Source organism: Agrobacterium sp. 22-223-1 (assembly GCF_053522385.1).
Window position 1 is genome coordinate 389,413 of record NZ_JBNWCN010000002.1, and the last position, 13,362, is coordinate 402,774.

General features: G+C 56.5%; 7 protein-coding genes. 6 read left to right on the top strand and 1 reads right to left on the bottom strand.

Translation table 11 applies throughout. The features are described from left to right. Window position 1: 1 nt before the first annotated feature. Window positions 2–2,185 (bottom strand): integrase, encoded by a 2,184-nt coding sequence (locus ACQZ60_RS13890; RefSeq protein ID WP_448735448.1) that lies wholly within the window; start codon window positions 2,183–2,185, stop codon window positions 2–4. Between the two features lie 967 nt (window positions 2,186–3,152). On the opposite strand from ACQZ60_RS13890, the gene ACQZ60_RS13895 reads away from it, so the two are divergent. From ACQZ60_RS13895 to ACQZ60_RS13920, 6 genes are all read left to right on the top strand, one after another. Next, window positions 3,153–4,997 carry an AlbA family DNA-binding domain-containing protein gene (locus ACQZ60_RS13895; protein WP_448735449.1) on the top strand — a complete coding sequence of 615 codons (1,845 nt, stop codon included), beginning with the start codon at window positions 3,153–3,155 and terminating at the stop codon, window positions 4,995–4,997. Window positions 4,998–5,404: 407 nt separating this feature from the next. Beyond that, window positions 5,405–7,066: an N-6 DNA methylase gene (locus tag ACQZ60_RS13900; RefSeq protein WP_448735450.1), complete on the top strand. Its 1,662-nt coding sequence runs from the start codon at window positions 5,405–5,407 to the stop codon at window positions 7,064–7,066. Further along, window positions 7,056–8,369 carry a restriction endonuclease subunit S gene (locus ACQZ60_RS13905; RefSeq protein ID WP_448735451.1) on the top strand — a complete coding sequence of 438 codons (1,314 nt, stop codon included), beginning with the start codon at window positions 7,056–7,058 and terminating at the stop codon, window positions 8,367–8,369. Before ACQZ60_RS13900 ends, ACQZ60_RS13905 begins: the two co-directional genes overlap by 11 nt. Next, window positions 8,366–9,055 carry an abortive infection family protein gene (locus ACQZ60_RS13910; protein WP_448735452.1) on the top strand — a complete coding sequence of 230 codons (690 nt, stop codon included), beginning with the start codon at window positions 8,366–8,368 and terminating at the stop codon, window positions 9,053–9,055. Before ACQZ60_RS13905 ends, ACQZ60_RS13910 begins: the two co-directional genes overlap by 4 nt. A gap of 212 nt (window positions 9,056–9,267) precedes the next feature. Continuing rightward, complete coding sequence (locus ACQZ60_RS13915; RefSeq protein ID WP_448735453.1) at window positions 9,268–10,020, top strand: restriction endonuclease; 753 nt, start codon at window positions 9,268–9,270, stop codon at window positions 10,018–10,020. A 7-nt stretch (window positions 10,021–10,027) separates the two neighbouring features. After that, window positions 10,028–13,171 carry a type I restriction endonuclease subunit R gene (locus ACQZ60_RS13920; RefSeq protein WP_448735454.1) on the top strand — a complete coding sequence of 1,048 codons (3,144 nt, stop codon included), beginning with the start codon at window positions 10,028–10,030 and terminating at the stop codon, window positions 13,169–13,171. Window positions 13,172–13,362 lie beyond the last annotated feature (191 nt).

Sequence of the window (13,362 nt, forward strand, 5' to 3'; positions counted from 1 at the left end):
ATCAGTTTTCCTCCTGTACGTCGAATTTCGAGCGAGACCGCACCTTTTCGGCAACTTCAGTACGAGCAGCATCTGCAGCCTCTTGGCGGTCATGGCGTTCAAGAAGCAGCACGCCGGTAGGCTCGGCATGGGGGATATCCTCCATCAGCTCTTCAGCCTCGCTGTTGGGTTCCCAACCACGGACAACCTCGCGATTGAGGCGCTCCATGTCCTCAGCCGTTGGGATGCGAGCGCCAAGGTTGGCGCGGACGGCGGCGGCCTCTCCGGTGCGGCGCATGCGACGGATACCCGCGTACATGACCTTGAGGTCCTCTTTCGTCTTCTCCGCGATCTCGTCGCGCTCTTCCTTGAGGACGGCCAGCCATTCGTGAAATGACACGGTGTGATCCAGGCCGAGGACGTTTTCGACAGCGAAGTATTCCGTTTCGTCCTTCGCCTTCACCAGGACGTGGCGCGCGTACATGGGGTCGTACATCACGTCGATCGGCTTCTGGCCGATGCGGCGGCGGAGCGCATTGAGCCGCACATCACGGAACGTCACACCGCAGACGACAATGCCGTCCTTCTGGATCGTCGCAGTCGTGGGATAACCAAACGCCGCAATCATACGAAGCTGGCTGGGCGGATACTTGATCTCGATAGAGCCGGTAGCCTCGACCCACTCGTTATGCGGGGTGTTGCCGCCGAGACCGCTGTGGCGCGTACGGTGATAGATATCGCAGATCGCGAAGATGATGATCCTGGCGAACTCATCCATGAACACGCTGGCATGAGTCTCCGCGTTGTAGTCACCCTTCTCTTCGACCGAGGCAAAGGTACGGCCGTCGAGGAAGTGCGTGATCAGCGGACCGATGATCCCGAACAGCCGCTCGATGAACGGCCGACGCGCGGGATCGCCTGCAGGCTGGCGAACGACGGTCACGCCGATGGACTGAGCGCCCGTGATGAAGTGGTCGGAAAGCATTGGCCCGCCGTTGTCCATCGACGCGAGGTCGGGCTTCACGCGGGCCGACCAAGCGGTTTCGGCTCCAACCATTCGCGACAGATCGGTCTTGTCGGTCATCGCCATGCGCAGCACGCCAGCGATTGCCTCGGCCGACGGGGTCGGCGTGATTTTCACGCCGAGGACGTATCTGGTGGCGACATCGATGGCTACGGTCACGCAGATTCGAAGCGTTTTAGGCAAGGCTTTGACGAACACGTCCGGCAGATGCGCCCATACGCCTGTCTTCACCAGCAGCGTAATGAGGTCGCCCTTCCATTCGTCGATTTCGACCAGAGCGCCGGGGCGCTCGACATCGAAGCTCGCCTTGACATCGCGGAAGTACTTTAGGGCAGCCTCTTCTCCTTCCCGGCTGGCCATGACTTCAAAGGCATCGAACCGGTTGATCGCGTTCTTTGTTTTGGTAAGCGAGAATTCCAGGAGTTCGGAGAGGCCAGCAGCACGACGCTTGTCATTCTCCCCGTCCCGCTCCGCGAGATAAGCAAGATGAACCTGCGCCGGCGTGGGCCGGAGGCGGCTCAGGTACTCACGAGCCATCTTCTGATGGAAAAGTTCGCTCGCGCGGCACGGAATTACCGTGCGGCTCCCCGGGCCGTGATGCAACGGCACAAACACTACGGGATTGCGTCCTGCCGCAATATACTTGTCGTAGTCGCGTTTGAACGTCTTCCAGCTCGGACCGTTGGAGATTTTGACAACAGTCTGACCCGTGCGGCGTCGACGACCATTCTTGTTCTTGGCGTCGGGACCGAGGAGTTCCTTTTCCCACCATTCGTCGAGCATGGGCTGAAGCTTAACTGAGAACGGCAGTTTCTTTTTCGCATCCCTGCACGCAGTTTCGTACCGCTCGATCAGCTTTTCGCGCAGGCGAGCCGCGGACCGGACCTTAGGATCGAAGGCGTTGAGCGTCTTGTCGCCATGGATGGCCAGCGTGCGCTGGATGGGCGCGCTGTGGTGATAGTAATAGACGTCGGCATCTCCGGCGTGGAGACGATCCCATACGTCCTGACGGGTTCGCACCATCGTACGAGCGAGGTCTTCCTCGTGCGCAAAGGTATAGGTCAGGCTGTCCGAGAAGACCGGGATGTAGTTCCTCGTGCCTTCCTGATAGCGGTCGGTACGCCCCATAGAAACGAGGGAATGGGTGTGGGTACGGGTCGGAAGGGGATGGCTGTAGGACACGTACGCTCTCCTTTTCGTGTCGTGACGGACTGGGTAGGCTCAGACGGCATGGGATTGGCCATGCCGGTTATGAACCAGGTCAGTTCGTCGATCCGACCGATGCCTTCGGGAAGGAGTTCGCCGAGGTCGATGAGATGCCAGATGGCGGCCCGACGGGCGGCCACGTTCTGGCATCCGGAGAGGAGGGTCATGAATCTGAAGCGTCCAGTCATGCGACGGACGATTTTGCGAAGTTCATCTGCCGCTGCGGGATCGCACGTCTCGCGCGAGGCGAGGATTTCGGAGCAGTTGTGGAAGGAGGCGACCGTACCGTCCTTCTCGGTCATCAGGCGCGTCTCGTCAGCCAGGCGGCGTCCGCCCTTGTGCGAGATGCCATCGTTCTCGATGCGGGTCAGCATGTCGAGCATCTTGGCTCGCTTGCGGTTCATCTTGACGGCGATCGCCAGCCTCCGGCCGTCCGCGAACACGACGTAGTAGTCGAAGGTGTGGGTGCGCGTGCGACCGTCGGCATCGACGTAAGTTACGCGAGGGTATTGGGAATGGATTTCCCGAACGCTTTTCCATGTCTGGAGAAGATAGGAGACGCGGAGTTCGAGAAGGCTTTCATGCCAGAGGATGATCCCGCGGAAGATCGAGTGACCACGTGACGTTTTGGCCTGCTTGAGTGCTGGGCGGCGGGTTGCGAGGCCAGGATGCGGCGGGGTGTAACGGAACGTCTCGGCGCTTTCGACAGCAGGCTTGAGCGACGAGGAACTCTTGAGGGAGTTTTCGACCTTTACATCATGAGAGACCAAGGCTGCCCTTGAGGCAACTCCAATGGCTTCACGCTTCATATAGAGTTTACGTGCAACGCGGTTCTTGAACGACATGCGCGGGTCCCTCGCTCTCGGCTCCAATGGACAATTCCACTGGCCGAAAACACACCCGTTCAGGCAGGCTCACGGCTCAGTGAGGAGCTATTCTCCGTATGCAAGCCATGATCTTCATCCTTCCGCATCTGCCCGTGCCTAAGGCCGGCCTGTTAAAACCCGAAACATCTGTCTCGTTCGAGGTCGTCAGTGCACCATTTGAGGGCACATTTCAGAACCGCACGGACCCGTACGCGGAAAAAATTAATGAAAGGTTAAAATTAGTCGAGCGTGCCGAGTTTTTATTGACTCGCGGCTCTTATAGGACCGCTCGCGAGCGCAGGTATTTACAGTTCCTCGGCGCGCACAGCCATAATCCACAACGCTTTTTCGCCAGCATCTATCGAGGACTTGATGTCCCCCACCCTAACCCTGCATTTTACTTACTGGTACGAAATGAACTGGGGACCAAGATGATTTTAACCGACGTACAGCAAATGGAGGAAGACCTACGGCATCGCAGCGAAAAATTAAACGTCGAGTTCAAGGCCTGGATGGATATCTCAAAGTCGAACAAGGACGGCCAGGCAAAGATCGCTCGGCATATAGCAGCAATTGCAAACCATGGTGGCGGTCGCCTGTATTTTGGAGTTGATGATGATGGCAATCCTGAGCCAGCCTCAGAGACATATGGCCCAGATCATTATCGTTCCGACGCCATCCACAACCTCTTGAAGACACGGCTTGAGCCGCATGTGCAATGTGAGATTCATTTTACCGAGTTCACCAACGGTGTCACATATCCTGTGATTCACGTACCTTCTCACGGCACGACACCCATCGGCGCAAAAGACGAAAACAGCTTCATGCATGTGTACGTGCGAAGCATTGGTCCAGAATCCGTAAAAATATCGAATTTTCAGCAATGGGACACCATCTTGAAGCGGTGCATGCGCTTCCGAGACGTTGAGGCGGTTCAGACGCGAGAAGAGGACGATTTTACACGCACCCAAGCGATGACGAAGGCGATTACGGAATCTGTAACTGCGTCTGTCCTTAAAATCCTGGTGGAAAGCACACGCCAAGCGCCTGTGACTGACCCTGAAGTCGATTGGAAAACAATCACAGCACTCACGGATGCAGCGCGGCGAGAGTTTGTGGGTCAGATCAATGCCTTCGACTTCGGAAATACTGAGACTGACCAGCAAGTTCGCGAAATCGCGGATAAACACGTCGCGTCCGGATATGCGCTTTTGGATGCAAAAAACAATTTCCTTACGCTCGAGCGACCCCACAGTCTGCTAAGAACCGCCAGTAGCGAAATGGAGAAAGTCGCATCGTTCGGCTGGCACGATTTCATAGTATTGAATAGCTCCGATGCCTCTCCCCGCACACGATTATGGTCAATCGACGAAAAGGAAATCACTGGGGTTGAGGGTATGCGCGTCGATGCCAAAACTATATATTTCGGCGAATACGATTATTGGCGTGTCTACGGTAATTCTGTATTCGTAATTACAAAGAGCTACAGAGAAGACTTTCATCGTCTGAGGAATCGCGTCGACCATGCGTTCCTGACGTCGGTGAACTTGTTTATCAGAATGCACTGCATTTTAGCTCATGCAGCAATTGTCACAGCCCACGTTCCTGGCGCAGAGAAGATTGCGTTTTTCACAGACCATCGAGGCCTGAAGGACCGTGTCTTCGGTAAGGGTTTTGACTTCGGATTTCGCGTCCACACCAATCTCAAAGCGCTAGAGGACAGGTATTTCACCCGGCTGGTTGTTACGAGAACCGAGCTGTTAAAGGATTATTTTGGCACTCTGAAACGTCTCTGCGTGCCGATTATGGAAATTTGGGGTGGATCGCATTTCGATCCCGACGAATGGTTTACAAGGGATAATATTAATCGGATCGTGTCTCTGTTACGAAAAGAAGGTCTTACCGTTCAGTTATTGGAGTAGCTGACGACGATGGGGGAAGACATTCCGAGAATACCTTCAACTGTGTAAATACGCAGACTCCGAACCAATTCTGTCATGGCGGTACCACTATCAAAACCCAACTTGTGTGGTTGGTCGCATTCAGCCTTTTCGCGATCGTAGTCCATAGCTTGACACTGTGCCCAAAAAGCTTGAGATCGGCATCTTAATGCGAGGCCTTGTTCGGGTTCTTCGGACTCGGCTCAGCAAAACAATGTCGTTTAGATTTGGTTGACAAGATTGGAATGTTTGGTGCTGAACCAGCAACGGAGTCTGCGGATGTTCTTCACGTCAAAACATACGTAAAGATGTGACGAAATCCACCTCGTATTAACCTGTGGTTGACAATAACTGATCGACTGCCAAATTTTAAAAACTGGAGTTGAGTTGTGCCGCGCGGGAGAAAATCACAGGAAAATAGTCCGGGAGCCAAGGCCGCGAAGGCTGGCTCCTCAATTGCGGCTACACTTTTTGCCGCCGCCGACAAGCTTCGGGGCAACATGGATGCTGCCGAATATAAACATGTCGCACTAGGGCTTATTTTTCTAAAATACATCTCCGACCGGTTTGATGCCCGTATTGCGGAAGTCAAGGCGAACCCGGAGGAAGCCTTCCTACTCGATGACCCAGACTCCGCGAGAGACCTCATCATCGGCGCTGATATTTTCTTCGTACCCGAGAGCGCGCGTTGGACCTTTCTCAAAGAGAATGCCACCAGCACCAAACCGACTATCGGCGAGCTCATTGATCAGGCTATGATAGCCATCGAAACGGAGAACCCTACTCTAAAGGGCGTGTTGACCAAGAACTACGCCCGGCAGGAACTCGACCAGACAAAGCTGGGAGAGGTCTTAAAACTTTTCTCTGACATCAAGTTCGAGGACGAGCACCACGGGCAGGATGTGCTGGGCCGCGTCTATGAGTATTTCCTCGGTGAATTCGCTAAGCTCGAGGGCAAGCGAGGCGGGCAGTACTATACGGCGGGCTGCGTAGTGAAGCTGCTCGTCGCTATGCTGGAACCGTTCAAGGGCCGCGTCTATGACCCCTGTTGCGGGTCCGGTGGCATGTTCGTGCAGTCCGAGCGCTTCGTTGAGGAGCATGCAGGCAAGAATGTCGACCCCAAGAAGGCGCGCGACCAGATCGCGGTCTACGGGCAGGAGAGCAACGCCACCACATGGCGTCTAGCCAAGATGAACCTCGCCATCCGCGGCATTGAAGCGAACCTTGGTTCCAAGTGGGCGGACACCTTCCACGAAGACCTGCACAAGGGGCTGATGGCGAGGTATGTGCTAGCGAACCCACCGTTCAACGACAGTGACTGGGGAGGCGACAGGCTGAAAGGCGACGCCCGCTGGCGCTATGGCGTGCCGCCAGCTGGCAACGCTAACTTCGCCTGGCTTCAGCACATCATCTACCACCTCGCGCCGGATGGCTATGCAGGTGTCGTGTTGGCAAATGGTTCACTCTCCAGCCAGCAGTCCGGTGAGGGCGACATCCGCCGTGCGCTGGTCAAGGGCATCACTTCTGATGAGGACGGAAAGCAAATTCACTACCCCGGCCTTGTCGATTGCATCGTGGCACTGCCGGGGCAGCTGTTCTCCACCACGCAGATACCCGTCTGCCTGTGGTTCCTCACCCGCGACAAGTCGAACGGTCTCTCGCGTGACAAGAAGCTGCGCGACAGGACCAACGACATCCTGTTCATAGACGCGCGCGGCCTCGGCACCATGGTCTCGCGCACCCTCAAAGAGCTAACCGACGAGGACATCGCCAAGGTGGCCGACACCTATCATGCGTGGCGTGAGGTGGACGGGGGCTATGAGGACGTGCCCGGCTTCGCCAAGTCCGCCACCCTAAAGGAAGTGGCGGAACTGGACTTTTTGCTCACGCCGGGGCGCTATGTGGGTACCGAGGCGGAGGAGGAGGACGGCGAGGGCTTCGACGTCAAGATGACGCGGCTGACCAAGGTCCTGCGGGAGCAGATGGCCGAGGGTGAGGTCTTGGATGAACGCATCCGCAACGCATTGGCAGGGGTTGGCCATGGTTGGTGAGTGGACAACGACCACATTTGCCGAGTTGGTCGGTGGCCCGCAAAACATAATTGGCGGCCCATTCGGCTCCAACCTCACTCAGGCTGACTACACGTCTGAAGGAGTCCCAGTAATCCGTGGCAGCAACATGAGCCAGATGGGACGTTACATTGGTGGGCAGTTTGCCTACGTCAGTAGCCAGAAGGCCGCTGCCCTTGCCTCCAACCAAGTTAAGCCAGGCGATGTCATCGTTACCCAGCGCGGCACCATGGGTCAGGTATCTGTCGTGCCGCAGGAACCTTTCAAAAAATTCATTGTTTCTCAAAGTCAGATGGGTATTCGCGCTGAGGCTAGTGATCCGTTATTCGTGTACTACCTTCTGACGTCCAAGCTATTCTCTAACTACCTTGAAGGAGCAACTATCCAAACTGGTGTTCCGCACATCAACATGGGAATTCTGCGCTCTTGGCAAGTTTGTGCACCACCAAGGGCTGTTCAAGAAGCAATTAGTGCTGTTCTTTCGTCACTCGATGACAAGATCGAGTTGAACCGGCGCATGGCGGCGACGCTGGAGGAGATTGCCCGGGCTTTGTTCAAAAGCTGGTTCGTTGATTTCGACCCCGTCCGCGCCAAAGCAGAAGGCCGTGATCCCCGCCTCCCCACGTTCACTACCGCATTATTCCCTAATATGTTTGGCGCGGATGGCTTGCCTGACGGGTGGCATGAGAGACCATTTGGTGATGTCTTCGAAATCAGGAGCGGCAATACCCCACGGACGGACGAGGCACGATACTGGGGCGGTGATCATAGCTGGGCCACACCGAAGGACCTCTCATCCCTCACGTCGCCGGTATTGCTCGGGACCGGCAGGACGCTAACAGACGACGGCGTGGCAGTGGCCAACTCCGGCCTACTGCCCGCCGGTTCAGTGCTCATCTCGACCCGAGCGCCTATAGGCTATCTCGCCTTCGCTACTTGCCCTGTCGCGATCAATCAGGGAATGGCAGGCATCGTCGGCAAGGGGCTGTCTACAGGATTTGCATGGCTTTGGTGCGACGCCAACATCGACAGGTTCCTTGCTGTCGCGGGTGGTTCGACTTTTCCCGAGATCAGCAAGGGCACGCTCCGCAAGTTGCCAATGGTTGTTCCAAACGTTGAAGTTTCAGAGGCCTTCGCTGCCTGCGTCGATCCTATTGTCGAGCGTCTTGTCGAGCTTGAGCGTGAGAATGATCGCCTCGCCTCACTGCGAGACACGCTTCTCCCTCGGCTAATCTCCGGCGAACTGCGGATCAAGGGCGGTGCCGCACAAGGAGAGGCAGCTTGACCTATCGCCTCCAAATGTTGCGTGCTCTGATCGAGGCCCATCCTGATAGGGCAGGACGATTGAAAGTACATGTGGATGCCTTGGAAACGACAATCTCGGGAGAGCCGGAGCGATGCCTCGAACGCGTGCGGGCACTGTTTGAGGCTACATATCACACCATCGCACCGCAATTGGGGTTAGGGTTAGTCGCAGGGGAAGATTTCCCAGCCCAGAACAGTCGGATTATTGGTGCCCTAGATTTCACGCTGGACGGGCACCCCGATGCCGACAAGATTGGCAAGGCGATCCGTAAGCTTGTCGGCAGCATTAACGGAACTGTCGGAGCCTTGGCGGAGCTGAGCAACATAAATGGTATGCGCCATGGCGGGTCATTCGACTGGCGTACTTTGCAGCGCCAACACGCTGTAATGCTGGGTGGACTATGCGATTCCCTTATCAGCTTCCTCTTTGATGCCGCGTGGAGCCGAGAGGCAGCGAAGGAGGCCAATACGCCGAAGTATGGGGATTATACCGAGTTCGACGGGTACTTGGACGCTGAACACGAGCTCGTCGAAATCGCGGGAGCGACCTTTGAACCTAGTCGCGTCCTTTTTCAGTTGGACCAAACGATTTACGATGCGGTTCGGGCCGAATGGGAATTGAATCAAGTCGCAGATCAAGACCAAGATAGTGAGGTCGCGGCATGACACGAGCGTGGTGCGTGCGCGCGGATTGGGGGACCTACACTGCTGCCTTTAGGCAAGGCGGATTTGTCGCAATTGGCTGGAACGACCTTGGCGATCTGTCGCTAGTACCTGGCCGGGAAAGTCTCTATCCCCTATATCGCGCGGCATATCCTAAAGACAGTGCCATAGTTACTGGCCAACAAGTCGGGCAGATTGCACGGCTGCGTTTCGAGATGCAGCCCGATGACATCGTTATCACACCCGACGCTAACACCGAACTTCTTTGGCATGGCAGAATACAAGGCGTTCCTCCTTACAACTACGTAGCGGGCGATGCCTCCTGCCCATATGCTCATCGCAGGCCAGTCAAATGGTCGTCTACGCCCCTCAAGCGCTCCGGGCTCTCAGTACCGCTCCAGAACACTCTGCGCTCCTCCCTGACGGTCTATGGCATCTCACATGTGGATGAGCTCCTAGCGGTGCTTGGAGAACCTGTTAGCCCCAAAGTCGCATCCGCCCGATATGACGCCACAGGCGCAGTCCTCGATCAAATTCTGAGGCTTGACGACAAAGAGTTCGAAATCCTCGTTGCGCATTTGCTCACCGCGCTGGGCTTCGAGGGCTCGGAGGTGACGGGGAAGACCGGCGATGGGGGAGTGGACGCGACAGGAGAACTAAATGTCGCAAACCTCGCTAAAGTTAGGGTCTATGTTCAGGCAAAGCGCTACAAGCGCGATGCCAGTATACCAGCGTCTACGGTCCGCGCCCTTCGTCAAGCAATTCCGTTCGGTGGACAGGGCGCGTTTATCACCACCGCGCGCTTTCAATCGAAGGCCTATGAGGTCGCTCTGGAGGCTCACTTCCCCCGAATAGGCCTCATCAACGGCGAGCAGTTGGTAGACCTTCTCGTTGAGCACTGGGGAACAATCCCAGTCGAGTTTCAAGAGAAGCTCGGGCTCAAACCCGGACTCGTATTAGCGCAGTGAGGCAACGATGAGCGACATCTACCACACGCCTCCCGACAATCCACGCATTGAACTAGCCGAGGAAGCGGTCGAGCTGGCGGCGCTCTCGTGGTTCGAGCTGCTTGGATGGAAGAGTGTTCCCGGCGACTATCTTGCGCCGGACGGTCCCATGGGCGCGCGGGCAGATTATCGCGAAGCGATCCTAGAGCCTGAATTGCGCAGTGCAATCGCCTCCTTGAACCCTGAGGCAACGGCCGACATGGTCGACTCAGCCGTACTAAAAATCAGGGCATCGCAGAGCCAGGACCTCATCGAGAACAACAGACTTTTCCACCCTTTCCTCGTCAGTGGTGTACCTGTCGAAGTGCACGAGGCAGGGACAACGCGTTTCGTGGGCATCAGGATCGTCGATCAGGATAATCCACCGGCAAACCGACTACTGGTTGCCAACCAGTTTATTGTGAAGGGCGAAAAGGGTACCGTGCGGGCGGACGTTACGGTTTTCGTCAATGGCTTGCCTCTCGCGGTGTTGGAGTTGAAGAGCCCGTCCGACGCGTCGGCTACTCTGGAAAAGGCTCACAATCAGCTAACGACTTACAAAAGGAGGGCACCTGAGCTGATGCGCACCAATCAGGTGCTGGTTATCAGCGACGGTAGCAACGCACGTATCGGCTCGATAACGGCGCAGTTGGATCGCTTTGCCCCATGGCGGACTATTGATGGCACCGACATCGATGATGCAGGTCGCTCAGAGCTGGAGGTGCTGATCCGCGGCGTTTTCGCCCCTGAACGGTTTATAGACCTAATTTCCGACTTCGTTGCATTTGAGGTCAAGGATGGCACCGTCAAGTCCAAGAAACTCGCGGCCTATCATCAGTTCCATGCCGTAAAGAAGGCGCTGCACTCCACCCTGGCCGCGGCACAGTCAGGAAGCCGGAAAGGTGGTGTCGTCTGGCACACACAGGGTTCTGGCAAGTCTCTGACCATGCTGTTCTTCGTACGACAGCTTCAACTCGCCAAGGACTTGAAGAACCCAACTATCGTTCTAGTCACGGACCGAAATGATCTCGACGACCAGCTTTTCGGCACTTTTGCCGATCACGGGGCGGCTCTACGTGGCACCCCTCGGCAGGCAGGGACGTCGGAAGAGATGCGCCGCCTGCTCGCGGTCGATATTGGTGGCCTGGTTTTCACGACCATCCAGCGCTTCAGGGGTGAGGATGGCTCGCATCCCCTTCTGACCGACCGGGGCAACGTGATCGTCATCGCCGACGAGGCACACCGCACACAGTATGGTTTCAAGAAGCGCTATGTTGAACGCGACGGCGGCATAAGGGAAGCGGTGGGATTCGCCGACTACCTTCGGCAGGCCCTCCCGCATGCAACGGTCGTTGGCTTTACGGGAACACCTATCGAAGAGCGGGACCGCGACACCTACGGCACTTTCGGGGATGTCATTGACACGTACGACATGACCCAGGCAGTCCTTGATAAGGCTACTGTGCCGATCCATTACTCGGCTCGTCTTGCTCGTTTACACCTTGCTCTAAATGACGAAGAGCGGGCCCAGCTCGATGAGCTCGCCGAGGAGCTTGCTGAAGGCGACGATGCTGCGGTGGAGCGGATAAAGGGGAGACTGGCACGTTTTGAAGAAGTCGTAGGTGCTCCTGATCGTGTTGCGCAGATTGCCGCTGACATCGTGGATCACTTTTCTACGCGGCGTGATGCCATGGCGGGCGGCAAGGGAATGATCGTGACGGTCAGTCGTCGCGTCGCAGTGATGCTCTACGACGAGATCGCCAAATTACGCCCACAATGGGTTTCCAACGACACCAGTGACGACAAGTCCGGCCTTTTGAAAGTAGTCATCACTGGTAACCGTTCAGACGATCCTCAGCTATTGCAGCCTCACCTACGGACCAAATCTCGTTTGGAAGCGTTGGCGACTAGGTTTAAGGACCCATCGTCCGGCTTCGATCTCGTCATCGTGCGCGACATGTGGCTGACCGGTTTCGATGCGCCTTCCCTCCACACACTGTACATCGACAAGCCTATGCGCGGTCACGGCCTCATGCAGGCAATCGCACGGGTAAACCGGGTCTGGGGTGACAAGCCGGGTGGGCTCGTAGTTGACTATTTGGGGATTGGTACCGAACTGAAGGCGGCCTTGGAAAAATATACCCAGGGTGATCGTGACCAGGTGCGTATGGACCCTGATGAAGCTGCGCGTCAGACGCTAACACTGCTGGAGAGCGCGCTGGCGCTGCTCGATGGCGTCGCATGGAAGGACTTCTTTACCTCGCCTCCGACGGCCCGCCTTACGATTCTGAAACAATGCCTGGAACACCTTCTGGGAACGGGCAGACGTGACGCTTTCATCGAGACAGGCTTCAAGCTGGAAGTCGCCTATGCGATCAGCGCGGGTGATGACCGAGTGAAGGGTCGGGCGCACGAGATAGCAATGGTCGTTGCGCTCCGTGCCAACTTGGCGAAGTACACCTCGGGCACGGGTCGTAGCCGCACCACAGTTGAACGGGACATACGCCAACTGCTTTCAAAAGCCGTGATGGCAGATGGCATCCTCGACGTCTTCAAGTCCGCTGGCCTTGATCAGCCCGACCTCTCGATCTTTTCCGATGAGTTCCTTGCAGAAGTGCGCGGCACCAGTCAGAAAAATTTGGCTGTCGAGACTTTACGTCGCTTGCTAGCCGACGAAATCAGCGCGCACACGCGAACCAACATAGTTCAGGCGCAAAAGCTAAGCGACCGATTGGACGAGACTCTGCGCAAGTACCACAACCGCGCGGTCGACAGCGTTCAGGTCATTGAGGAATTGATCGCACTGGCCAAAGAAATACGGGCGAGTGGCGCGCGGGCGGCGGAGCTGGGCCTGTCTCAGGAGGAAGTCGCGTTCTACGAGGCGCTTGCCGAGAACGGGTCCGCACGCGAACTGATGGCTCATGAGACGTTGCGCACCTTGGCACGGTTGTTGGTACAGACGATCCGAGACTCGGCAACCGTGGACTGGACCCGCAAAGAGGGGGTGAGGGCCAAGATGCGCATCGAGGTGCGGAAAATGCTCGCCCGATATGGTTATCCCCCGGACTTGCAGAAGGCCGCTGTCGACTTGGTCGTCCGTCAGGCCGAAGCCATTGCTGCTGATTGGGGATGAACTCGCTCACATTTCAATAGCTCCGCTAGCCGAGTAGTTAGAGCGCCTAATATAACGGCTCGTGATGTGCGGATATCCTCACTATGTCAGGCCAGTGCAATTACCTGAAGTTCTCGGCAATCGCACGATTGTACGCTTCTTCATTGCCGACTTCGGTCTATGCAACCGGCTTCCACGCGTTTCGGCCGAAA